The following is a 25,326-nucleotide window of genomic DNA, read 5'->3' on the forward strand; positions in this document are numbered from 1 at the left end:
TTTGTTTTCAACATGAGCGACACTAAAAAAACTTCACTTACAAAAGCTATCGGGCAAAAGAGCACCACATTAGAGGCAGAAATGTCTTTTTTCGATCATCTGGATGTTCTCCGTAAACATTTAATCAGGGCCGTAATTGCCATTGCCGTTTTTACGGGTATCGCTTTTTACTTCAACGAATTCATTTTAGATAAAATCATATTTGGCCCAAAAAAGCCCGATTTCTGGACCTACAGGATGATGTGCAAACTGGTAGAAAAATTTCCATCGCTTGGTGCAGATATGTGTATCACTAAAATTAATGGAGAGATTATTAACACCGAAATGGCCGGTCAGTTTAACCTGCAATTAAATGTTTGCGTAATGTGCGGCATCGTGGTTGGTTTCCCTTATTTATTATGGGAAGTCTGGCGTTTTATTAAACCAGCATTACACGAAAATGAACGTAAATCGGCAAGTGGTTTTGTATTTTTCGCTTCTGTACTTTTCATTATCGGTATCTTTTTTGGCTACTTTATAGTGTGCCCATTATCAGTTAACTTTTTAACAGGTTATACGGTAAGTGCCGAAATCAAAAATACATTCACCGTTGATTCGTATCTATCATCTGTTGCAACTTTAACCTTAGGTACCGGGATTATCTTCGAGCTTCCTGTTATTATTTTTATCCTATCAAAATTAGGTTTAATGACACCAAAATTAATGAGATCGAGCAGAAGATATGCCGCCGTAATTATCTTGATTATTGCCGCTATCGTTACCCCAACACCTGATATCATGACGATGTTAATTGTAGCTACGCCATTATTCTTACTTTACGAGCTGAGTATTTTTGTTTCTGCATATATTGAAAAGAAGAAGAAAAAAGCCGATGCTGCGTTCTATGCTAACTAACAAAAACATTACGAATAGATTTTATAATTCTCTATAAATTTGACAATGTCTGATACAAAAATTAAAATTGCTATTGGAGCGGATCACGCTGGGTTTGAATACAAAGAAATACTAAAAGATTTTTTACAGGATTACGAAGTAAAAGATTTTGGTACTTACTCAGAAAATTCTGTTGATTATCCAGATTTTGCCCATCCAGTTGCTGCTGCTGTAGAAAATGGAGAATTTACTTATGGGATTTTACTTTGTGGATCGGCAAACGGTGTAGCCATCACTGCTAACAAGCATCAGCATATCAGGGCAGGTTTATGTTGGGAGAATGAAGTTGCTTCTTTGGTACGCAAGCACAATAACGCAAACGTTTTGTGTATACCTGCCAGATTTGTTTCGGAAGAACTGGCTAAAGAGATTACCACAACCTTTTTAACAACTGAATTTGAGGGCGGGCGTCACCAAAACAGGGTTGAAAAGATTTCGTGCTAACAAGAAAATAACTAACTATTATCATAATGAATAAAAATTTTTTAACCCTTGGCCTGGTATCGCTTGTTACGGCAAGTTGCTTTAGCCAGGTAAAGCCCCTTATACCGAATAAGGATGCTATAAAATTCAGCAAGGCCATTAGCCCTGAAAATGCATATAAACATCTTTCAGTATTGGCATCTGATGCGTACGAAGGCCGCGAAACAGGAACAAAGGGTGCCTGGATGGCTGCTGATTATATCCGCGATTATTTCAAATCGTTAGGCTTAAAAGCCCCTGTAAATGGCAGTTATTTCCAAAAAATTGATCTGGTTAACGTTACACTAAAAGAAAGTCAGGTAACGGTAAATGGCCAGCCTAAAGAATACCAGAAAGATTATTTGGTGTCTCCCAGCTTAATAAGCGATCAAGGTTTTACTTTCTCAGCCAACGAACTTGTATTTATTGGTTATGGTTTAAAGAAAGACAACTATAACGATTTTACAGGTACCGATATCAAAGGAAAAGTGGTGATCATGTTTAATGGTGGAGATCCAACCGTAAAACCGGGTACAAGAATTGATAGAGCAGCTTATCGTGCTACGCTTGAAGCAAGGGCAAAGTATTTTGCAGAAAATAATGTGAAAGCAATTATCCTGATCGACCCAGCAGTTGATAGAATAACTGAAAACACCAAGCAAACTCTCAAAAAAGGTAAGGTAATGGTGAAAACCAATGCTGCTATCGAAGCTCAAAAGCAAAACGATATTCCACGCATCTCGATATCTGTCGCTTTAGCAAACGATCTGTTAAAAGTATCGAATACTACAGTAGCCGATCTGCAAAAGAAAATAGTAGATAGTCAGGCTCCTGCCTCTCAAGTATTAAATATACCTTTCTCAGCAAGTGCTGCAAAAACAGAAACACCAGTAAGATGCGAAAACGTTTTGGGTTACTTAGAAGGTTCAGATCCGATACTAAAAAAAGAAGTATTGATCCTTACAGGCCACTATGACCATATTGGCTTAGTAACTGATCCAGATGCAAAAGACAAAGTGAACAACGGAGCAGATGATGATGGATCTGGAACTACAGGCGTATTGTTAATGGCAAAAGCATTTACAGATGCAAAAAAAGCTGGAAAAGGTTCTAAACGCAGTATCTTATTTATGACTGTTGTTGGTGAAGAAAAAGGACTTTGGGGTTCTGAATGGTATTCTGAGCATCCGGTTTTCCCTGTTGAAAACACCATTGCTGATTTAAATACCGATATGATTGGCCGTACTGGCGAAGAATATTTAGGTAAAGCAGATTCTGCAAATTACATTTACTCTGTAGGCTCGAGAATGTTGAGCAGTGATTTGGCTAACTTAAGTGAGCGAGTTAACGCAACCTATACTAAAATGAAACTGGATTATAAATACGATGATCCAAAAGATCCTGAGCAGATTTATTACCGTTCAGATCATTATAACTTTGCTAAATTGGGTATTCCGATCATCTTCTATTATGATGGCATGTTACAACAAGACTACCACAAACCTGGTGATGAAGTAAGCAAAATTAACTTCCCACTTTTGGCCAAAAGAGCAAAACTAACCTACTTTACCGCATGGGAATTGGCCAACAGAGCAAAACGCCCGGCAGTAGATATGGATGGAAAAGGAAATCCAAAGAAATAATAATTCAAAATACTTAGCCTCGACAAAATGTCGGGGCTTTTTTATGCACAATACCTTTTCGCGCCTGCATAAATTCCTATCTTTGATTTTATAACGAAATAGCTAAGAACTAAAATCAGTTAATATTCGTTACCCTATTACAAAATAACTATTGATGAATATTGCCGAGGAATTTTTAGAGAAATCTGACGAGAAAGCTTTCGATCTACCGCATCGTAAAACCATAAATTATAATATTGGGAAATACAATGCAGCTGTTGAACGGGGCTTATCAAAATTCGAAAATTTAGAGGCATCCAAAAAAAAGGCACACGTAATCAAATGGCGTGTGATGGAAAACCTTGATAAGTTCTTGCCAGAATTTGAATCAAATTTCCAACGCCGTGGCGGTAAGGTAATCTGGGCCAATGATGCTGAAGAAGCCCAACAGGAAATCCTCAACATCATCAAAAGAAACAATGGCAAAACGGTTATCAAATCAAAATCGATGACCACCGAGGAAATCCACTTAAACGATTTCCTGGAAAAGAACAACATCGAATCTTTAGAAAGTGATCTGGGCGAATACATTGTTCAACTGCTTGGACAGGCTCCCTACCATATTGTTACCCCGGCCATGCACCTAAGTGCAACAGATATAGCGCAGTTATTTCACGATAAATTTGGCACACCTATCGATGCCACTCCCCCGCAGCTGGTACAAAAAGCAAGAGAATTACTCCGCGATAAATACCTGAATGCCGATATTGGTATTAGTGGCGGAAATTTTTTAATTGCCGATAGCGGAAGTATTGCCCTAACTGAGAATGAAGGCAATGCACGTTTAAGCACCACTTTCCCTAAAATCCACATTGCTATTGTGGGTATTGAAAAAGTAATTCCTTCGATGGCAGATCTTGATCTGTTCTGGCCTTTACTGGCATCGCACGGAACTGGGCAAAACTTAACGGTTTATAATACCATTTTAAGTGGTCCACGCCAACCCAATGAAACAGATGGACCCGAGGAAATGTATGTGATTTTGCTGGATAATGGCCGCACCAATTTATTGGCACAAAAAGACCAGAGACAGGGCTTGTACTGCATCCGTTGTGGTGCGTGTTTAAATGCCTGCCCGGTTTATAAAAATATTGGTGGCCATACTTATAACACAACCTATAGCGGCCCAATCGGCTCTGTAATCACCCCGCATTTAAAGGGCATGGAAGAGTTTAAACATTTAAGCTATGCGTCTAGTCTTTGCGGCAAATGTTCTGAGGTATGCCCGGTAAAAATCGATATTCATAAAATGCTCTTACTTAACCGTAGAGATGCTGCTGCAGGGCACGAAAATGGCAAAAAAGAAGAAATCGGCTGGAGCATGTTCAGCAGAATGATGCAAAAACGCAAATGGATGGATTTCTTTGGCGGCAAGTTTAAAAACTTTATGCTCAAAAGATTTTTCAAAAAGAGCTGGGGCAAATACCGGGAGATGCCTAAAGTTGCCGATAAGTCTTTTGCTAAACAATGGGAAGAATTGAAAAAAAATAAGGAGTCTTAAATCAGGACTCATTAGTCAAAATAACCAGATATGCAATTTAACAGAGGTGATAAAGACGACGAGTTCTTATTGAACTTATACAGAAGATTACTTTACCCTCGGATGGTTGAAGACAAAATGCTTAAGCTTTTGCGTCAGGGCAGGATTGGCAAGTGGTTTTCGGGCATTGGCCAGGAAGCAATAGCTGTTGGCAGTACCTTAGCCATGCAAAGTGATGAGTACATTTTGCCTATGCACCGTAATTTAGGCGTTTTTACCTCTCGCGATATTCCATTAAAAAAATTAATGGCCCAATGGCAGGGCAAAATTACCGGCTTCACCAAAGGCCGCGACCGCTCTTTCCATTTCGGCACACAAGAATATAAAATTATTGGGATGATATCCCACCTTGGCCCGCAGATGGCCTTAGCTGATGGTATTGCACTGGCAGATGTTTTAGCTAATAAACCGCACGCCACATTAGTTTACACCGGAGAAGGGGCAACCAGTGAAGGCGATTTCCACGAAGCAGTAAATGTTGCTGCAGTTTGGAACCTTCCTGTTATTTTCCTGATCGAAAATAATGGATATGGACTTTCCACTCCAAAATCGGAGCAGTTCAGGTGCAAAAACCTGGTTGATAAGGCCATTGGTTATGGCGTAGAGGGCATTCAGATAGATGGAAATAATATTCTAGAAGTTTATAATACCATTAACCAGCTGGCTATGGAAATCCGAAAAGATCCAAGACCGGTTTTGGTAGAGTGCCTAACTTTCAGAATGCGTGGACATGAAGAAGCATCAGGTACTAAATACGTTCCGCAAGAATTGTTGGATGAGTGGGGAAAGAAAGATCCTTTGAGTAATTACGAAGCGTATTTAATTGAACAGGGTATTTTAACCTCAGATTCAATTATCGACATCAAAATCCAGGTTAAAAGAGATATAGAGCTGGAAGTTGAAGAAGCTTTTAATGAAGATGAGCCGATCGCTAATGCCGATCAGGAAGAGGCTGATATGTATTTCCCCTACAGTCAACAGGTTATTCAACCAGATCATTCTTCTACAGAAAAAAGATATCTGGATGCCATAACCGATGGCCTGGATCTGGCCATGCAAAAACACCCCAACCTGGTTTTAATGGGGCAGGACATTGCCGATTATGGTGGAGCTTTTAAAATTACGGATGGTTTTATTGCTAAATATGGCAAAGGCAGAGTGCGTAATACTCCCATTTGTGAATCGGCCATTGTTGGCGCAGGTTTAGGTCTATCTATAAATGGTTATAAAGCAGTTGTAGAAATGCAATTTGCCGATTTTGTCACCGTAGGTTTCAACCAGATTGTAAATAACCTGGCCAAAACACATTACCGCTGGGGCGAAAAGGCCGATGTGGTGGTGCGCATGCCCACGGGTGCCGGAACAGGTGCAGGTCCGTTTCATTCACAAAGTAATGAAGCCTGGTTTACCAAAACACCGGGTTTAAAAATTGTTTATCCGGCTTTCCCTGAAGATGCGAAAGGTTTGCTGTTGGCAGCGATTGAAGATCCAAACCCAGTGCTTTATTTCGAACATAAATACCTCTACAGGAGTTTAAGTGCTCCTGTTCCTAATGGCTACTATACTACAGAGATTGGTAAAGCAGTTAGGCTTGCCGAAGGAAGTAAATTCGCGATTATTACTTACGGGCTGGGTGTACATTGGGCTTTAGATTACCTGAAACAATATCCTGAAAGCTATGCCACATTAATCGATCTGCGCACGCTTCAGCCCTGGGATAAAGAAACAGTAAGGGCAGCGGTTAAAGCAACAGGAAGGGTTTTAATTTTGCATGAGGATACCTTAACCAATGGCTTTGGCGCCGAACTATCTGCCTGGGTTGGAGAGCACTGTTTCTCTTTTTTGGATGCACCTGTAATGCGCTGTGCAAGCTTAGATACGGCGATCCCAATGAGTAAGGTATTGGAGGAAGATTTCTTGGCCAAAGCAAGATTAGCAGAAATGATTGATAAATTATTGAAATATTAAGAAGGTGGTTAATTGTATAAACTGTTTGAATTGGTTAATTGCTAAAGTAAATCGACAGTTAACCAATTTATACAATTAACCAGTTAAACATAAAGAATGCATGAGCAATTTTAAAGTCGAAGGGAATATCATCAACATCACAAAGCGAAATATTTTCTTTGGCGAAGTAGCCGTTGAGGGTGGAAAAATAAAATCAATCTCTAAAATTTCTGAACAGAAAGAAGGAGCACATTTTATCTCTCCAGGTTTTATAGATAGCCATGTGCATATCGAAAGCAGCATGCTAATTCCAAGTGAGTTTGCGCGGTTAGCAGTAGTTCATGGAACCGTTTCCACAATTAGCGATCCACACGAAATTGCCAACGTTTGTGGTATGGAAGGTGTAGAATTTATGATTGAAAATGGCAATACCGTTCCTTTTAAATTCAATTTTGGTGCCCCAAGCTGTGTTCCGGCTACTGTTTTCGAAACTGCTGGAGCCGAATTAAATCATGATGATGTGAAGGCACTTTTAGAACGCCCTGAAATAAAATACCTGAGTGAAATGATGAATTTTCCAGGCGTACTTTATAAAGATGATGAAGTTTTAAAAAAGATTGCTGCTGCTCATAAACTAGGTAAACCAGTTGATGGACATGCACCAGGTTTACGCGGCGATACTGTTCAACAATATATCAATGCCGGAATTTCTACCGATCACGAATGTTTTACCGCCGAAGAAGCATTAGATAAATTACAGCGCGGCATGAAAATCCTAATCCGTGAAGGAAGCGCAGCCAAAAATTTTGAGGCGCTGATCGATCTACTGAACGATTGGCCCGAAATGATGATGTTCTGCAGCGACGATAAACATCCGGACAGTTTAGTCGAAAACCATATTAATCAGCTCTGTGCAAGAGCAGTAGAAAAAGGAATTGATATATTCAATATACTCCGGGCGGCCTGCATCAATCCTATTCTTCACTATAAATTAGACGTTGGCTCACTCCAGATTAATGATGATGCAGATTTTATCGTACTTGAAGATTTAAAAACATTCAAAGTTAAACAAACCTATATAGATGGGCTGTTGCTTGCCGAAAATGGAAAAACAGTGGGCAATTGGGTAAAACATGTCGAAGATCGAGAATCGGTAAATCATTTCGACTGCAGTTTGAAAAGGGAAGAAGATTTTATTTATCCATTCACCGGACAAAAAGAAATTCCAGTTATTGAAGCGTTAGACGGACAACTGATTACCAACAGGTTATCTGCCAGACCGAAAATTTTAAATCAAAATATCGTTAGTGATCTGGAAAACGATGTTTTGAAAATGGTGGTGGTAAACCGTTACCATGATGCCCCTATTGCTGTCTCATTTGTAAAGAACTTTGGTTTAAAAGGAGGAGCAATTGCATCAAGTGTTGCACACGATAGTCATAACATTATTGCTGTCGGCATAGACGATAAAAGTATCTGCGAAGTCGTAAATCTGGTGATTAATGAAACCGGTGGCGTAGTGGCATTGGGAAATGGGAAAAAAGAAGTTTTAGCTTTACCAGTAGCAGGCTTAATGAGCAACCATAACGGTTATCAGGTTGCAGAAAGTTATACTTCAATCGATCAATTTGCGAAAGATTTAGGCTCTACTTTACTCGCCCCTTTCATGACGCTTTCTTTTATGGCCTTATTGGTAATACCACACTTAAAACTAAGTGACAAAGGTTTATTTGATGGGGATGAGTTTAAGTTTGTATAGATATAATCGTCATTGCGAGGTACGAAGCAATCCTACAACGATCGCTAGTAAAACCCCAAGCATTAAGATTGCTTCGTACCTCGCAATGACGAACACTTTAAATTTGTTATATTAATTACTAAAGATGCTGAAACAAGTTCAGCAGGACGATCGCGAAAAAAATTATTCCACCACAAAAACCTCTGCCAAAGGATTAAACAGATATAACCGTTTATCATCTAAACATATACAGCGGTACCGCTTCCTAATACGTTCGCCTTTGGTAAAACGCCGGCCATCTTTAATTTTAAAAGTGGTATTAATCGGCAATTGCTCTAAATGTAAAGTCTCGGTTTTATTGCTATCGTATTTTTTTAAAGCTCGCGATAAATGCAGATCAGAACAGCTGGATGCCGCCGGGTTCGACATATAATTATCAATCGCTTTGTGGATATCGGCTGGAAAGATATTCAGTTCAAAAAAGGGAACCATCATCCGCTGGAAGTTCTTCTTCCATTCTGTGCCATGCGGTTTTACTTTATTCTTAAAATCGTTCCAGGTGAGCAAATGCGCAAACTCATGCACTGTGGTAACCAGAAAAGCGTAATGGTTAAGATTGAAGTTTACTGAAATACGATGGCCTTTGCCTTGATAAGGATGGCGGTAATCGCCCAGTTTTGTAGAACGGGTTTTGGCGATCTTAAATTCACACTGAAAATAATCTATCCATTTTGCAATTAGCGGTGCCGCTGGTTCGGGCATGTACTGCGCTAAAACTTTAACCTTTTCCACGGATGCAAGATAAGAATTTGCTAAAGTATTTCAACCATATAAGACATATAAGAACATTTAAGGCTTTACAACTAATAGTAATTAATGTAGGAATCTATACAAATCATTTACATAAGTTTTTTGTCCGCTTTCGTAAATATTCAAACAGTTGAAATTAATTATCAATCCCATAGGAACCTCTAAAAGTTTCATATAAGTTAAAATTTGTGCTTCATGGATAGGTAATACTTTCTCAACCGCTTTCAACTCCACAACTATACTATTTTCCACAAACAAATCACACCACAATTCTGTTTCAACTAAAATTTCCTTATAGTAAACTGGCACTAACATTTCAGATTTATAATTTATTCCACGAAGAGCCATCTCATGTTTCAAACATTTGTGATAAACACTTTCCAACAAACCTGGTCCGAGTGCTTTATGAACTTCGATTGCTGCTCCATTAATTTTATAAATTAACGTTTTTAGATAGTCTTTACTCACCATGGCTAATATGTTCTTATATGGTTAAATCATAAATCTAGTCCTCCGAAGGGAACAACGATGCTAAAACCAGTTTAATCTCCCCGAAAGAATAATCTTTGCCTAAAAACTCCCTTATGGTAGCCATCGATTTTGTTTTCTGACTTTCTATAGCATCGGTAATGTTTTTGATTTTATTCGCCTTTACCAGTTTGGTTACATCCAATTGTTGTGTAGAAACATAATAGGCCAAATGTCCCTCAATGGTACCGGCAGAAAAGCCACGTTCTTTTGCAATTTCGTCGATGGTTTTGCCCTGCTCATACAGCTCGAAGCTCACTAACTTGGTATCAATCTTTGGCTCTTTTTTCTTTTTCTCTGCCGCAGATTTTACTTTAAGCGTTTCTCCTTTTAGCTGAATGGCTTTCTGAAGCTGGTTGTTTCTTTCAACCGTATTCAACAGTGCATCGGTATCGGCTTTGCTAAACTCTTTCCCAGCAATGAGCGCTTGCAATAATGCTTTGCTTTTATGCATTTTTTTTAATTGCTCATATACCAAAATTTCTAGCTCTAACAGTTCTGTAACATAGGTTTTAATTTGCTTTTCTTCTTTGATCGCTTCAATTTGGGCCAGAAAACGATCAGAAATTTCCTTAACTAAAGGATTAAAATATTTTAAAGCAGCCTCTACCCTTTTCGATACATTAAATAAAGTATGTTCGGTTTGCTGTGCGAATAGGTTTTTGAGCTGATTAACAAACGTATCGGCTGTGGCTGTTATTTTTTGAAAGTCGGTATAAACGGTATCAGTCCAATCTTCGTGTTTTTGCTTGGTCGATTTTTCACTTTTATCAAAAGTCTGGCGGTGTTCTTTTAAATAATAGCGGATCAGGTTCAAATCAAATGCGGCAAGCAAATAACTGCGGATAAAAGTATAACTCTCTATACTGATCTGCTCGTTTAGCACTTCGGAAGGTTGTTTTGTTTTAGAGAAGTAATGCACATTTTGATCCTGTTGCAAACCACTATCACGAAGATGAGAAGTTAAAACCAAACCCTTCAAAGAGCGTAAACGCGACAAGGCTACATAAGCCTGGCCAGGTGCAAAAGCATCACCTACATCAATAATGGCCTTATCAAAGGTTAAACCTTGACTTTTATGCACGGTGATGGCCCAGGCCAGTTTAATCGGATATTGGATAAACGAACCTGCTACATTTTCTTTGATTTCGTTGGTTGCCTCATCCAGTTTATATTTTACGTTCTCCCATGTATAGGGTGAAATCTGGATCACCACTTTGTCTTCAGGCAGTTCAATTTCAACTACATCCTTTTCAATATGATGTACCACACCGATTTTACCATTGTAATAGCGCTTTTCGGCTGTCATGTCATTTTTAATGAACATTACCTGTGCACCTACCTTTAATTCTAAACTTTTATCATTCGGGTAAGCATATTCATTAAATTCACCCTGAATCTTTGCATCAAAAAAGTAAGATTTAGTTTTCAGCTGTGTTAACCTTTCGCGGTTAATGCCATCAGCTTTATTGTTATGGGTGGTTAAAGTGATATAATTTTCATCTGCCGAGGGTTTAAAATCCTGTTTGAAATGCTGCCTTAATAATGCAGTATCTTCAGCAGTAATTTTGTTGTTCCGTAGGTTGTTGAGCAAGTCGATAAAAACAGCATCGTCCTGACGGTAAATTTTATCCAGTTCGATATAAACCGGTGGATTATCCTGCAGGGCCAGCGCATCGAAGAAATAAATACTCTTATAAAATTTAGCCATGATGCGCCACTCGTCATTTTTTACCACTGGAGGTAACTGGTGCAGGTCGCCTATAAATAATAACTGTACCCCGCCGAATGGAAGGTTTCTGTTCCTCCGTACATAACGCAAGGCGAAATCTATGGCATCGAGCATATCGGCCCGCAGCATACTTACCTCATCGATAACAAGTAACTCCAGTTCCTGCAACATGCGACGCTTATTGCCCTGCATGTTTAAGTGTTTTACTAAAGTTTTGGGCGTATTGAAGTTAAAATTGATATTTTCATTGATCAAGGCGCCAGCAGCATCAGGGAAAAAAGCCCCAAAAGGAAGTTGAAAAAGCGAATGGATAGTTACACCAGCTGCATTGATTGCAGCAATACCCGTTGGTGCTACAATTAAGGCTTTTTTATGCGTAAGCTGAATGAGTTTCCGTAGAAAAGTTGTTTTACCTGTTCCTGCTTTTCCGGTCAAGAAAACGTGTTTTGAGGTATAATTAACAAATTTGGCCGCAATTTCTGCGGGCATAGAAGTTTCTTCTAAAGTGGGCATCGGCAGTAAAATTTTAGTCAACAATAAACGGAGGGATGAATAAAGCTAAACATTTTAGCACAAAATTAAACAATGATTGATGAGAAATTTTAAATTTTATTGGATAATTTTCAGCGAGCACTTATTCAAGCCACATTGGATCTTCAAACGCTATTAACTTTAAGCGCAAGAACTGTCAGTCTGAGCCTGTCGAAGACCTTTTGATAGTTAAACAAATAAAACATTTGTCCTTCGACAAGCTCAGGATGACAATGCTTTTCTATCTATCACGGAGCTGAACGGTTCATTATATCTCAATTAGCAGAATAAAAAACCTCAATAGAATTACTGGAGAAGCAACATAAACCTGACAGAAACGGCAGCTCCCGTCCCGATTTTACATCGGGATTCGTCGGGACTATAGTGTATGGCAGGGCTACAATAACGGAAGAACTACTGTCCCTACTTTTCCAAAGTATTGCTAATATTTAGGCCTATTTAACACCACAATAAAACAATACAACATCCTAACAATTAATAATAAAGCTTTTTCTTATCTTTGCGGCCTGATGAAACAACAATATTCAAATCTTATCGCTGTTAAATTCCTTTAACAAGGTTTCATCACTCTTTACACCCAAAATTTTATTATGCTTAACCCTGAAATAGAAAAACGTAAAACCTTTGCCATTATTAGCCACCCCGATGCGGGCAAAACCACACTGACAGAAAAATTTCTGCTTTTTGGTGGTGCTATTAATACTGCTGGGGCAGTAAAAAGGAACAAAGCGAACCAGAGTAATACTTCCGATTTTATGGAGATCGAAAAGCAACGTGGTATCTCGGTTGCGACTTCGGTAATGGGTTTCGAATATAGTGGTAAACGCATCAATATTCTCGATACACCTGGTCACAAGGATTTTGCGGAAGATACCTACAGAACCTTATCGGCGGTAGATAGTGTTATTTTGGTAGTAGACTGTGTAAAGGGTGTGGAGGAACAGACCGAAAAACTGATGTCGGTTTGCCGTATGCGTAACACCCCGGTGATTATCTTCATCAACAAAATGGACCGTGAAGGTAAAGAGGCTTACGATTTATTGGATGAAATTGAAGAAAAATTAAATATCAGCCTTTGTCCGCTTTCCTGGCCTATTGGTCAGGGACATACGTTTAAAGGTGTTTACAGCATTTATAACAAACATTTAAATTTATTCAATTCAGATAAAACCAAAGTAACCGATTCGGTTGTGGCGGCAAGTGATTTAAATGATCCATCTTTATTGAATTACCTTAAAGAGAATGAAATCAATACATTGAAAGATGATGTTGAATTGGTTGATGGTATCTACGGTAAGATAGATAAGGATTTATATACCGATGGCTTGGTTGCACCAGTATTTTTTGGCAGTGCGATTAATAATTTCGGGATAAAAGAACTCTTGGACGCCTTTATTGATATTGCCCCGAGCCCTCGACATAGAGAGGCTGAAGAGCGTGATGTACTGGTGGAAGAGAAAAATTTCAGTGGGTTTGTATTTAAGATCCACGCCAACTTAGATCCAAAACACCGTGACAGGATTGCCTTTTTAAGAATTTGTTCAGGTAAATTTGAACGCAATAAATTTTATTACCATACCCGCCAGGATAAGAAGCTAAAGTTTTCTAACCCGATGGATTTTATGGCGAACGAAAAAAGTATTGTAGAAGAGGCCTGGCCGGGTGATGTGGTAGGTTTATACGATAGTGGTAACTTTAAAATCGGCGATACCTTAACCGAAGGTGAAAAACTGCAGTTTAAAGGTATCCCTAGTTTCTCTCCATCTATTTTTAAAGAGGTAGAAAATATGGACCCAATGCGCACTAAACAGCTGGAAAAAGGCATTGAGCAACTAACTGACGAAGGTGTTGCACAATTATTCGTGATGCAGCCTGGAAACAGGAAAGTGATCGGTGCAGTTGGTGAGCTCCAGTTCGAGGTAATCAATTTCAGGTTAGAGCATGAGTATGGCGCAAAATGTCGTTTCCGTACCTTGAGTTATACCCGTTCGAGCTGGGTAACTTCTGCCGACAGAAAGAAACTGGATGAATTTGTAAAACGTAAACAACAGCACATCGGTTTCGATAAAGAAGCTAATCCGGTATATTTGGCTGATAGTGAATACATGATTAATTTAACGAAACAGGATTATCCTGATATCGATTTCCATAAAACAAGCGAGTTTAAGAGTTAATTTTTGAATAACTGAGTGATTGAATGAGAGAATATTGGCAACAGCACTAATAAATTCATTAATTCAATCACTCAAATTCAATCATTTTCGTTTACTCATATCCCAAACTTTAAGGCTATTTAAAACCGCTTTACCTCCTATGGAAAAGGCGGCTAAGCCTGTGGCTTTTTCATCAGGAAAAATCATCGTGGTAATTACTTTTTCGCCACCATTCACGAAAACTTCTAATGAAGATTTATCGAGCAAAATCTGGAGTTTTATTCTACCGTTTAACGGACTCACGGTTATAGTTTGAATGATGTTCTTATCATTTTTAATACCTTTCTCTGAACGTGAGCAATCTACATAAAGTTGTTTTTTAACAGCATCATAGCCAACTTCAACTTCCTTAACAACATTTCCTTTCTCATCCTTCAGTTGTGCAAGCTTAAAACCTAAGTTTTTTGCATCTTTAACAGAAAATTCGGCATCAATCCAATACGAATTTTGGCTGTCACCCAAGTCGATATCCTGATCGATAACAATATTTTGTTTGGTTATGACTTTACTACCTGAGTGTTTTTTAATATTATCGGCAATCAGGCTGGCCGGCTGCTGAAACAACCTAATTCCTTCAGGTGTAGTTTTTAAAGATAAATCTCTTGGGATAGACATCTGTCCTTTCCATGGGAATGTTTCTTTACCGCCAGGTTGTAACCATCCCAATAAAATCCGCTTGTTTTTTGGCGCATCGTTCCAAGGAATGGCAGCATAAAAAGAATCGCCATCATCAACCAACAAGGTTAATTTTCCGTCATTGTCGTTTTTAAAAGTCTTGCCATCAAAATCGCCTACAAAATACTGCATTGTTGGCCCCTTTGGTCCAAATAAGGATATGGCTAAAACCCATTTTGTATTATTCTTATTTCCGTCAACTGCCAGGGGAATAATAAACGGGCATTCCCAACCGCTACCCTGATTACCTTGTTTACCGAAATCACTCAACATCGTCCAATCTTTCAAGTTTTTTGAGCCATAAAACCTTGCCTGATGCTCATCAACCATTGCAACAGTCATAATCCATTGCTGAGATACCTCATACCACCAGACATTAGGGTCTCTGAAATCTTTTTTATTTAAATCAATAATGGGATTTTTGGCATAATTGGTAAAGGTTAACCCTCCATCATTGCTATAGGCCATGTATTGAGATTCATTCCGTTGTTTGGGTAGATCTGCTGTATAAAAAGCTACAACGGGTGCCTGTCCTTTCCCCAATCCACTTACATTATGTTTATCCAGCACAGCCGAACCTGAAAAAATCATGGTGGTGGTGTCATTTGTAATTTTTTCCGGAATAGCAACCGGAAGGTGCTTCCAGTTTACCAGATCCTTACTGGTGGCATGGCCCCAGCTCATATGGCCCCATTTATTTTCGAACGGATTGTACTGATAATAAAGATGAAATTCCCCATTCAGATAAATTAACCCGTTTGGATCGTTTAACCAATTTGATGGTGCAGTGAAATGATAATTTGGCCTCCATTGAGCCGTAGGCCGTTGAGCGAAAGTACTTATCGAACAGCACATTAGAAAAGCTAGAATATATTTGGTCTTGAACATAATTAAATTCAAATTACACATAAGAATTCAATTACTAAAACGTTTAACTAGTTTCTTAAGGACTTTATAAAAACTTTTTCTTCATCAACGCTTTCGTATTGCTCATAAGTTTGCGCCAATCTTCTTTTGATTTTCGAAATCAACAATCGTGGCGAAAGCACTTTAACACACTCTCCAAAGCCTAAAATTTCGCGCTCCAGTTCATAGTTTAGTACCACATCGATCCTAAAAGTTGTTGTTTTCTCGTTCTTACTTAATACTACCTGCGATTGATGCATCGGTTTCGTTACGACATAGGGCGCATGATCGTTGGTAAATTCGAGGATCACTTTCTGCGCACGGTCCCTTTCGCTTTTGGTTACACCGATCAGATCTTCATAATACCGATCGAAATCTACTCCTTGATAACTTACAAATTCTTCGTTAGGCAATTCCTGAAATTCTACTATCCTATCCAATGCCAAATTTAAGATCCCAGGCCGTTTTTTCGCTTTACAGATCAAAAACCATCTGTTTCTGTATTCTTTTAACAAATACGGATAGTAAATTCCTTGTTGTGATTGTTGTGCCTTGAAAGATTTATATTCAATTAATAGTGAACGTTTGTTTAAAACAGCCTGATATAATGGCGGAATACATTCCAAACCCTTAACGAGCTTATTACTTTCCAATTGAATATTATTGCCACTCTGTTTGGTCGATTTGTATAGGTTGTTTTCTAAACGGGCAATCATATCGCTCATTTCATCGAAATAATTGAAGGCATTAAACTGTTTCAGTACACCCACAATCTCTTTCATTTTATCTACGTCGGCATTATTGATCGGCGCTTTGGTAATACTAAAACCAGAATCTTCGTAAGCATAAAAGCGTTTATCCTTCACCACAATCGGTGCATTGTAACCCAGTTTATCACTTCGCATCAATTGGATATCAGCCTGGATAGTCCGCTTGCTTACCCCGGTGGTAATTCCTTCGAGCTCGTACAGGGTTGCCGACACCTTTTCAATAAGATCTTCTAGTGTCCATTTACGGTAACGGTTCTTCAAACAATCGTCGATGGTTTTATACCGGATAAGCGCCAATTTATTTACTGCCATTTTTAATCAATTTGGTTTTCAAGCTAAAAATCTGGTCATAAAGCTTAATTAAATATAGCAAAGTGTTCTTCATCTACGCAATACAATTGCGTAATTGGAAGATAAAAGAAAAAATATAATGTAAAAATTAAATTTATCAATCTAATTATCAGCTAATTAATTCTTTTAAGTCAAAATAAATTTTACTACGCAAATCTGCCGCGTAGTGGTGGTGGCATCTTTGTAATGTCGCCAGTCGATAAAGTTCTTTGATAAATATTAACAACAACAATCTGATTGACAGAAACAGTTAACTGTTCTAAATGATACGCGCTCTCGTTTATGCTGCTCCGGTTTTAACTGGATCAGCATTCACTAACATGAAGCCCCTGTTCGGGATACGCCGGACAGGGTTACATTAGTAGTGGTTATCATAATCAGATTGATATAAAGAAATCCCGAATGGGATGGCAATACTAAATAAAACTTATCCAATGTTGCGGGTTTCGGAATAGCCCCAAAGTATTCGGGCAATTGCGTAGAATATGCTGATAAGAATTGTGATAGATTGTCTAAACACGTTGTGTGTCGTGGGTTCGAATCCCACTTCCGATTAATTCGGAATAGCTCAGAGGTTAGAGTAACAACCAAAATGCAGGTTCGAATCCTGCTTCCAACCGTCACTTGGAATAGCAAAATGGTAATGCAATGGACTTAGGATCCATCTAAAAGAAGGGTAACTTTTCAAATCGCTCACCAAAACCAGCGTTGCGCAACCGCGTTTGGCTTAAGATTTTTCGAAATCCAAAAAGCAAATTTGTGTTTTGCTAAGTAAGGATCAGTGCAATAAGAAAAGATTTAAAAATCAAATGAGTTAATCGAAAAGGAAAATGCGATAACGAGCACATACCAGAATAGAAAGGCATAATTTCATTTTTAAACAAGCTTAATAAACTTTTACTTCCGCAGAAAACAGGTAAATGCTCTTCCGCAACGCTTTTAAGAGAATAAATAACAATAGAAATAAATTTTAACTCCAGAAAACATGAAAAGAGTAACCATTAACACCAATTATGTTGGATTGGTGTTTAAAAAAGGAAAATTAAAAAACGTTTTAACAGCTGGAACTTACTGGTTAGGTTTCGGTGAAGACATGACTTTGTACGATATGGCAAAAGAGTACTATTACACGGTTGCCGAATTGGATATCTTATTGGAAAACACAGATTTTGTGAATTTGATTCACTTGGTAAGTGTTGCCGATAATGAATTGGCCTTAGTTTATCAAAACAAAAACTTCAAGAACGTTTTAACAGCTGGCAGACATGCCATCTGGAAAGGTTTGTCTGCATATGACTTTATTAAAGTAGATATCAGTAACATCAAAATTGATGAAACCATTGATAAAAATTTGTTAGAGAAAGCACCATTATTGAATTACATCAGGGCTTATAAAGTAGAATCGTTCGAAAAAGCTTTATTGTTTATTGATGGTAAGTTTGAAAACGTATTGGAAGCAGGAAACTATGTTTACTGGAAAAACAGTACTACTGTTCAAGTTTTGAAAACCGATATGAGGCAATTGAATATGGAAATTATCGGTCAAGAAATTTTAACCAAAGATAAAGCGCAATTGAGGGTAAATTTCAGCATTCAATATAAAGTGGATGATATCATCAAAGCCTTATTGGATAACAAAGAATTTGAAAAACAATTATACATCACCATGCAATTGGCATTAAGAGAATGTATTGGCTTAATGACTCTTGACGAATTGATGGAAAGCAAAGAAAAAATTGCCGAAATGGTAATGGCCATCACCTTGGATAAGGTTGAAAACTTGGGCGTAAAACTAACCAATTGTGGGGTTAAAGACATCGTTTTACCTGGTGATGTTAAAGAAATTATGAACCAGGTTTTAGTTGCCGAAAAAAGAGCGCAAGCCAATATCATTACCAGGAGAGAAGAAACAGCATCGACCAGAAGTTTGTTGAATACAGCCAAATTGATGGAAGACAACGTTATGTTGTATAAGTTAAAAGAGATGGAATATGTAGAGAAAATCGCAGAAAAAATCAACAACATCAGCTTATCGGGCAGTGGACAAATTGTAGATCAATTGAAACAAATCTTCGTAAAATAAATTAAATTTAGAAACTCCTCGGTTAGGTGAGTATTACCTGCCGGGGATTGAACAAGAAATAAAAATGAAAACTACAATAATAAACAGACTTGCAGAAATAGAAAGATCAAATGATATCAAAATATTATTTGCATGTGAATCAGGTAGCAGGGGATGGGAATTTCCATCACCGGATAGTGATTTCGATGTCCGCTTTATTTATGTACGCCCGCTCAACTTTTATCTTTCGGTTCAGGATAAGGATGATCAATTGGGTTTCCCTATTAATGATGAACTGGATATTTATGGATGGGATATCAGGAAGGTGCTTAAATTGATCCGAAAATCGAACACCACTCCTTTCGAATGGTTACAATCACCTATCGTTTATGGAGAAAAGGATCATTTCAAGGAAGAATTATGGACATTATGCCAATCTTATTTTTATAGGAAGACAAATATCAACCATTATTTAGGAATAGCACACAGTGCTCTAGAAACCGTAGTAAACAGTGACGAAATTAAAATAAAAAAACTTTTTTATGTACTTCGCCCTCTACTTTCAGCTAAATGGTGCCTGAAAAAAAATACGATAGCACCAATGACCATTGGACCACTTTTGAACTTAATGCCAGAACACCTTCAAAAGTTGGTGAAAGACCTGATTACACTAAAGTCAACCTCTGCAGAAGGATATATTATTAAAATACATCCTGAGCTAAGTAACTATATTGATGAGGAATTTAAAAACTGTACTGAAGGCGCTAAAGATTTACCAAAAGAAAGTTTTGATTCAGAAATGCTCGACGTCCTTTTTAGAAAAACAATAAACCGTTATGACGATTAAAGATTTAAAGGACAAAAACCTATTATTATTCGAATGTTTAAGCGGTAGTAAAGCCTATGGATTAGCCACTCCACAATCTGACACTGATATAAAAGGAATATATTATATGCCAAAAGAAATGTTTTTTGGCCTGAAATATATTTCTCAAATCAGCGATGAAAGTAATGACGAAGTTTACTATGAAATTGGCCGCTTTATCGAATTACTGATTAAGAACAACCCCAATATTGTCGAAATTTTAGCTACTCCGGAAGACTGTATCTTATATAAGCACCCAATAATGGACAAGCTTAGAATCGAGATGGTTTTATCAAAGTTATGTAAGGATACTTTTGGTGGCTATGCTTTAACCCAGATTAGAAAAGCAAAGGGATTAAACAAAAAAATATTAAACCCAATGCCTAAAACCCGGAAAACGGTATTAGACTTTTGTTTCATCACAGTAAACTATTCATCTGTAAAAGCGAAAACCTGGCTTACAAAAAATGGCATTTCGAAAGCTGATTGTGGATTGTCCAAAATCCCTAATGCTAAAGATCTGTATGCTTTGTTTCATGATGCAGAGAAGAAATTGAATTATAAAGGGATTGCGAACAAGGAAGCGGCAAATGAGGTTTCGGTCTCGTCAATACCTGCAGGAGAACAAGAAATTGCCTATTTATTTTTTAACAAGGATAGCTATTCATCTTATTGCAAGGAGTATAATGAATATTGGGAATGGGTAGAAAAACGAAATGAAGACAGGTACAGCTTAAATAAAAGCCATGGCAAAGATTACGATGCCAAAAACATGATGCATACCATTAGGCTTTTGCAAGTAGCTCTTGAGATTGTACGCGATGGAGAACTAAATGTAAAAAGACAAAATCGCGATGAGTTGCTTTTAATAAAAAGAGGAGAACTTGATTACGATGAAGTATTAAAAATGGCAGAAAAACTAATGCTACTAATAGAACAAGAAACAACAAAAAGTAAGCTTCAGGATAAACCAGATGCTAAGTTAATTGAGATGTTACTTGTTGAGATGAGAACTGAGCTATATGCCAATTAAAAGATTAAACAATGAACAACAACATAACAGGTAATAACCTTATAGAAATAGGTTATTCCGAAGGAAAAATAGTAGGCTTGGCTTTAGATATCCTGAAAGAAAATTTTGCGGATATTGAAGAAAAAGAATTATTAGCCTTATTTAAAAAAGTAAAAGAATACCCGGAAAGTTTTTTGGATGACAAGGTATTAAATGTATTGGCAACTGCTGTGATCGAGGAAGCCAATCCAAAATCAGATGGGACCATTGAACTAATCAGCAATGCTAAAGATTATTCAATTTTCGGTGCCGATTATATAGAAGAAGGTGCCCGAAACCAAATGGATATCGCCATGAAACTGCCAGTTTCGGTAGCTGGGGCATTAATGCCTGATGCCCACCAAGGGTATGGCTTGCCGATTGGTGGTGTTTTAGCGACAAGAAATGCAATTATTCCTTATGGTGTAGGTGTAGATATCGGTTGCCGAATGGCGTTGAGCATTTTCGATATTCCGGAGAAACATTATTTCGGGAAAGATGCAATGTACAAACGCGAATTAATTGCTTTCACCAAATTTGGCGCAGGTCAGAATTTTAAAGGTAATGAAAGGGCTGATCATGATGTTTTAGAAAACGAGGCTTTCAACGCTACTCCTTTTCTTAAAAATTTACACGGAAAGGCTTGGGCACAACTGGGTACTTCGGGTGGTGGAAATCACTTTGTAGAATGGGGAATTATCGATTTTGCGGAGCGTGATGAAATTTTGAATATCGATAAAGGCCGTTACGTAGCATTATTGACCCATTCCGGTTCCCGTGGTTTTGGCGCAACAATCGCTGGTCATTATACCAAACTGGCTAAAGATATCTGCAAGCTTCCTAAAGAGGCGGCAAACCTGGCTTATTTGGATCTAAATTCTGCCGAAGGACAAGAGTATTGGATTGCCATGAACTTAGCTGGTGATTATGCTTCTGCCTGTCACGAAGTAATTCATAAAAGATTAACCAAGGCAATTGGCGCTAAAGTTTTGGCCAAGGTAGAAAACCACCATAATTTTGCATGGAAAGAAATGCTTGATGGAGAAGAAGTAATTGTCCACCGAAAAGGTGCTACACCAGCAGGGAAAGGTGTGATGGGGATTATTCCAGGAAGCATGACCGCACCAGGATTTTTAGTTAGGGGAAAAGGCGAAATGAATGCAATCAATTCAGCATCTCATGGTGCGGGTAGACAAATGAGCCGAACAAAAGCGATTCAATCGATTACCAAATCGGATATGAAAGCGATTTTGAAAGATCATAACGTTACCTTAATCGGAGCAGGTTTAGATGAGGCGCCAATGGCCTATAAAGACATCAACAAAGTGATGGCAGCACAAACTGAACTGGTTGATGTAGTGGCCAAATTTGAACCAAAGATGGTGAGAATGGCTGATGATGGAAGTCGTGAGGATTAGTTTGGAGGTGGAAGTTATTAGTTTGGAGTCAGAATAGTACCCCATAGAAAAGTCGTCATCTCCTAAAGCCCTACCTGTACCGATTTTTCATTGGTAGCGAAATGGAGAGATCTATGATAGATTTCTCGACTGCGTTACACTCCGCTCGAAATGACGATCAAATTCAGAAAAAACCCTCTTCAAAATTAATTGAAGTGGGTTTTTTATAATACATTTTACAGAAACCGATTAGCACAACCTTAAGTTAAATAAACCTGATTGAAGTGGAAACAAAAAGCTTTTTCAGCTTTTGTTGGAACAAAAAGCAGGACTACAATAACCGATTAGCACAACAATTGCTTTCCAAAAAAAGCTTTTATATTGCGCTGTAAGCTATAAATAATTATTTCAACTTACTCAAAGCCATTTTGATCCTTGGTAACATATCTTTAATATCCTGCAGGGTACAAGCACCAACCGAAGCCCTGAACCAAGGCATACTGTCTTCATTTCCAAAAGCAGAGAACGGAACCAAAGCTGCTCCGGCTTCTTTGATCAGATAGAAATTCACATCTGCACTGTCTTTTAAAAGCTGCCCGTCTTCAGTAGTTTTCCCGATATAATCGATTTTGATTGTTAAATAAATTGCACCCATGGGCTCAACAGCATCAACATTAAAACCCTCAGTTTTTAATTCGTTAAATCCATTGTAAAGTGCGTTTAAGCTATCTTGAATTTGACCTTTAAAACTGGTTAAGAAAGTATCAACCTGTGCTTTATCGTTAAAATAATTAGACATAGCCACTTGCTCTGCTTTTGGCGCCCAGGCACCCATATGACCGACCAAAGCTTTCATTCTATTGATAATATCCTCCGGACCAAAACCCCATCCTACACGTACACCAGTTGCCGCCAAACATTTCGAACTACCATCAACAAAAACCGTAAACGGACGCATTGCAGGGCGCAAAGAAACTGGATTTACATGTTCTTTTCCGAAAGTTAAAAGCGAATAAATCTGATCATACATCATGTATAACGGTTTTTCATCAGCTCCACGAGATGCATTTTCTTCTAAAACAGCATCACAGATTTCAGCTAAGGAATCGGCATCGAACATGGTTCCTGTTGGGTTTAATGGCGAACACAGCGCCAATAAGGTTGCCCCTTTTAAATGTGGTTTTAATTGCGCTGCAGTTGGCATAAAATTATGCGCAGCATCGGTTTCTACCGCAATTGTTTTTGCCGAAGTTAAGTGAGAATAGTGGTTGTTGTTCCAAGATGGCGCAGGAAAAACCACGGTATCTCCTGGATCAATCAACGCCAGATAAGTGGCATAAATTAAAGGACGCGAACCACCAGAAACTAAAATGCTGTTGGTGTTGTATTCTAACCCAAATCTATCCTTTAACAATTCTGAAACCGTTTCGCGTAAAGGTAAAACACCATCAGCTGGCGGGTAGTTGGTTTGGTTGGCGTTGTATGCCTCTACAATTCCGGCCTTTAATTCGGTTGGGATTGGGTAAATGTTTGCGTCAAAATCGCCTATGGTTAAATTAGCGATCGAAGCACCTTTGCGCTTCATTTCGTTAACTTCATTACCGATTTTTATAATTTCTGAGCCGATTAATGAACTGGCCAATACTGAAACTTTCATATACTATTATTTATTATCGCCGTTATATTTAGCGAATTAAATCTTCTATTGCTTTATTCACTTTTCCGAAACCAAATTGAGACAATACCCCTTGCATTGCCGAAGTGATCTGCTCGTTGCACAGGTTGCCGATACTTCCTTCGTGTGTATGATGTATTTGGCCAGAAGGTGCAAAAGTACCATTTTCTATCTGTTCGCCAACAATTTTATAAGCCTCTCTAAATGGGACTCCCTGCAGAGCCAGATCATTCACCACTTCAACGCTAAACAGGTAATCATATTTTTTATCTTTCAAAATATCATCCTTTATCGTGATGTTCTGGAACATAAAAGTAGCGATCTCTAAACATTCGTTTAAAGAAGTAATTGCCGGAAATAGATTTTCTTTCAGCAATTGTAAATCGCGGTGATAGCCTGATGGCAAATTGGTAATCATCATGGCAATTTCATTCGGCAAAGCCTGAATTTTATTGCAACGCGAACGGATCAGCTCAAAAACATCAGGGTTTTTCTTGTGTGGCATAATACTCGAACCTGTGGTGAGCTCTGCCGGGAAACTAATGAATCCGAAATTCTGATTAATGAATAAACACACATCCATAGCCATTTTAGCTAAAGTTGCTGCAACAGCACTCATTGCCTGTGCTAAAATCCTTTCTGTTTTGCCACGTCCCATCTGCGCATAAACCACATTATAGTTTAAACTTTCAAAACCCAACAACTCAGTAGTTAAGGTTCTATTTAACGGGAATGAAGAGCCATAACCTGCGGCAGAGCCTAAAGGATTTTTATTACAGATTTTCCACGCAGCCAGCATTAGCTCCATATCATCTGCCAAACTTTCGGCATAAGCACCAAACCATAGGCCAAAAGACGATGGCATGGCAATCTGCAAATGCGTATAACCTGGCATTAATTTATCTTTGTGTGTATTGCTCAGCTCAATTAGCTCATTAAACAAGGTTGAGGTTTGGCCAACCATATCTTCGATGCAAGCCCTAAAGAACAGTTTCAAATCAACCAGCACCTGATCGTTACGCGATCGGCCACTATGGATTTTTTTACCTGCTTCGCCAATACGCTGTGTGAGCAGCCACTCCACCTGTGAGTGCACATCTTCTACACTGTCTTCGATGGTGAAATTTCCAGCTTCAATTTCAGCATAAATATTTTTCAATTCTTGTTGAACCGTTTTCAGTTCTTCAGCTGTTAGCAAATTAATGGTTTCTAACATTTGGGTATGCGCCAAAGAGCCCAATACATCAAACTTTGCCATTTGCAGATCCAGTTCGCGGTCTTTACCAACCGTAAAACGCTCTACAAACTGATTTACATCTATATTTTTTTGCCAGATTTTCATTATAATCTTATTTTTAAACGCTAATAAAGCTTGCTACGCAAGTTTCATATCTCATCTTCGTCATTGCGAGGCACGAAGCAATCCTTTTTATTTAG

18 protein-coding genes are annotated in these 25,326 nt (G+C 38.3%); 11 read left to right on the forward strand and 7 right to left on the reverse strand.

Translation table 11 applies throughout. The features are described 5' to 3' along the window. The first annotated feature begins 12 nt into the window (after positions 1-12). The 6 genes from tatC (at position 13) to ade (ending at position 8,323) form a co-directional block, all read left to right on the forward strand. Entirely contained in the window at positions 13-894 is an 882-nt protein-coding gene (tatC, locus tag J7E57_RS13480; protein ID WP_215124968.1) for a twin-arginine translocase subunit TatC, read from the forward strand. 45 nt (positions 895-939) lie between these two features. Continuing rightward, positions 940-1,377, forward strand: coding sequence for a ribose 5-phosphate isomerase B (gene rpiB / locus J7E57_RS13485; protein ID WP_057931793.1), 438 nt, complete (start codon positions 940-942; stop codon positions 1,375-1,377). A gap of 26 nt (positions 1,378-1,403) precedes the next feature. Beyond that, complete coding sequence (locus J7E57_RS13490; protein WP_215124967.1) at positions 1,404-3,038, forward strand: M28 family peptidase; 1,635 nt, start codon at positions 1,404-1,406, stop codon at positions 3,036-3,038. Positions 3,039-3,192: 154 nt separating this feature from the next. Beyond that, positions 3,193-4,578, forward strand: a complete 1,386-nt coding sequence (locus tag J7E57_RS13495) for a LutB/LldF family L-lactate oxidation iron-sulfur protein (RefSeq protein ID WP_410522687.1) — start codon at positions 3,193-3,195, stop codon at positions 4,576-4,578. Positions 4,579-4,608: 30 nt separating this feature from the next. Further along, positions 4,609-6,585, forward strand: coding sequence for a thiamine pyrophosphate-dependent enzyme (locus J7E57_RS13500; RefSeq protein ID WP_215124965.1), 1,977 nt, complete (start codon positions 4,609-4,611; stop codon positions 6,583-6,585). A 100-nt stretch (positions 6,586-6,685) separates the two neighbouring features. Next, positions 6,686-8,323, forward strand: coding sequence for an adenine deaminase (gene ade / locus J7E57_RS13505; RefSeq protein WP_215124964.1), 1,638 nt, complete (start codon positions 6,686-6,688; stop codon positions 8,321-8,323). A gap of 162 nt (positions 8,324-8,485) precedes the next feature. Here ade and J7E57_RS13510 read toward each other — a convergent pair whose 3' ends face one another. From J7E57_RS13510 to J7E57_RS27345, 3 genes are all read right to left on the reverse strand, one after another. Further along, the gene (locus J7E57_RS13510; RefSeq protein WP_317196549.1) at positions 8,486-9,094 is read right to left on the reverse strand and encodes a SprT-like domain-containing protein; all 609 of its coding nucleotides are present in this window, start codon (positions 9,092-9,094) and stop codon (positions 8,486-8,488) included. Positions 9,095-9,175: 81 nt separating this feature from the next. Further along, positions 9,176-9,583, reverse strand: coding sequence for a GxxExxY protein (locus tag J7E57_RS13515; protein WP_251029913.1), 408 nt, complete (start codon positions 9,581-9,583; stop codon positions 9,176-9,178). 34 nt (positions 9,584-9,617) lie between these two features. Then, on the reverse strand, positions 9,618-11,885 hold the full coding sequence (locus J7E57_RS27345) for a helix-turn-helix domain-containing protein (protein ID WP_215124963.1): 2,268 nt from the start codon (positions 11,883-11,885) through the stop codon (positions 9,618-9,620). Positions 11,886-12,514: 629 nt separating this feature from the next. Here J7E57_RS27345 and J7E57_RS13525 point away from each other — a divergent pair. Beyond that, positions 12,515-14,098, forward strand: coding sequence for a peptide chain release factor 3 (locus tag J7E57_RS13525; protein WP_215124962.1), 1,584 nt, complete (start codon positions 12,515-12,517; stop codon positions 14,096-14,098). Positions 14,099-14,179: 81 nt separating this feature from the next. Here the strand turns inward: J7E57_RS13525 and J7E57_RS13530 are convergent, their stop codons facing one another. Both J7E57_RS13530 and J7E57_RS13535 read right to left on the reverse strand, forming a co-directional pair. Beyond that, the gene (locus J7E57_RS13530) at positions 14,180-15,700 is read right to left on the reverse strand and encodes a glycoside hydrolase family 32 protein (RefSeq protein ID WP_215124961.1); all 1,521 of its coding nucleotides are present in this window, start codon (positions 15,698-15,700) and stop codon (positions 14,180-14,182) included. Positions 15,701-15,747: 47 nt separating this feature from the next. Continuing rightward, positions 15,748-16,800, reverse strand: a complete 1,053-nt coding sequence (locus J7E57_RS13535) for a helix-turn-helix transcriptional regulator (protein ID WP_215124960.1) — start codon at positions 16,798-16,800, stop codon at positions 15,748-15,750. Between the two features lie 1,024 nt (positions 16,801-17,824). Here J7E57_RS13535 and J7E57_RS13540 point away from each other — a divergent pair. From J7E57_RS13540 to J7E57_RS13555, 4 genes are all read left to right on the forward strand, one after another. Continuing rightward, positions 17,825-18,922: a slipin family protein gene (locus J7E57_RS13540; protein ID WP_251029914.1), complete on the forward strand. Its 1,098-nt coding sequence runs from the start codon at positions 17,825-17,827 to the stop codon at positions 18,920-18,922. Positions 18,923-18,986: 64 nt separating this feature from the next. Beyond that, positions 18,987-19,748: a DNA polymerase beta superfamily protein gene (locus J7E57_RS13545; protein ID WP_215124959.1), complete on the forward strand. Its 762-nt coding sequence runs from the start codon at positions 18,987-18,989 to the stop codon at positions 19,746-19,748. Beyond that, positions 19,738-20,799 carry a DNA polymerase beta superfamily protein gene (locus tag J7E57_RS13550; RefSeq protein ID WP_215124958.1) on the forward strand — a complete coding sequence of 354 codons (1,062 nt, stop codon included), beginning with the start codon at positions 19,738-19,740 and terminating at the stop codon, positions 20,797-20,799. Before J7E57_RS13545 ends, J7E57_RS13550 begins: the two co-directional genes overlap by 11 nt. A gap of 11 nt (positions 20,800-20,810) precedes the next feature. Then, the gene (locus tag J7E57_RS13555) at positions 20,811-22,235 is read left to right on the forward strand and encodes an RtcB family protein (RefSeq protein ID WP_215124957.1); all 1,425 of its coding nucleotides are present in this window, start codon (positions 20,811-20,813) and stop codon (positions 22,233-22,235) included. A 382-nt stretch (positions 22,236-22,617) separates the two neighbouring features. Here the strand turns inward: J7E57_RS13555 and J7E57_RS13560 are convergent, their stop codons facing one another. Both J7E57_RS13560 and argH read right to left on the reverse strand, forming a co-directional pair. After that, positions 22,618-23,871 (reverse strand): pyridoxal phosphate-dependent aminotransferase, encoded by a 1,254-nt coding sequence (locus J7E57_RS13560; RefSeq protein WP_215124956.1) that lies wholly within the window; start codon positions 23,869-23,871, stop codon positions 22,618-22,620. A 28-nt stretch (positions 23,872-23,899) separates the two neighbouring features. Beyond that, positions 23,900-25,231, reverse strand: coding sequence for an argininosuccinate lyase (argH, locus tag J7E57_RS13565; protein ID WP_215124955.1), 1,332 nt, complete (start codon positions 25,229-25,231; stop codon positions 23,900-23,902). Positions 25,232-25,326 lie beyond the last annotated feature (95 nt).

The organism is Pedobacter sp. ISL-64 (assembly GCF_018613605.1).
In the GTDB taxonomy this organism is placed as follows: domain Bacteria; phylum Bacteroidota; class Bacteroidia; order Sphingobacteriales; family Sphingobacteriaceae; genus Pedobacter.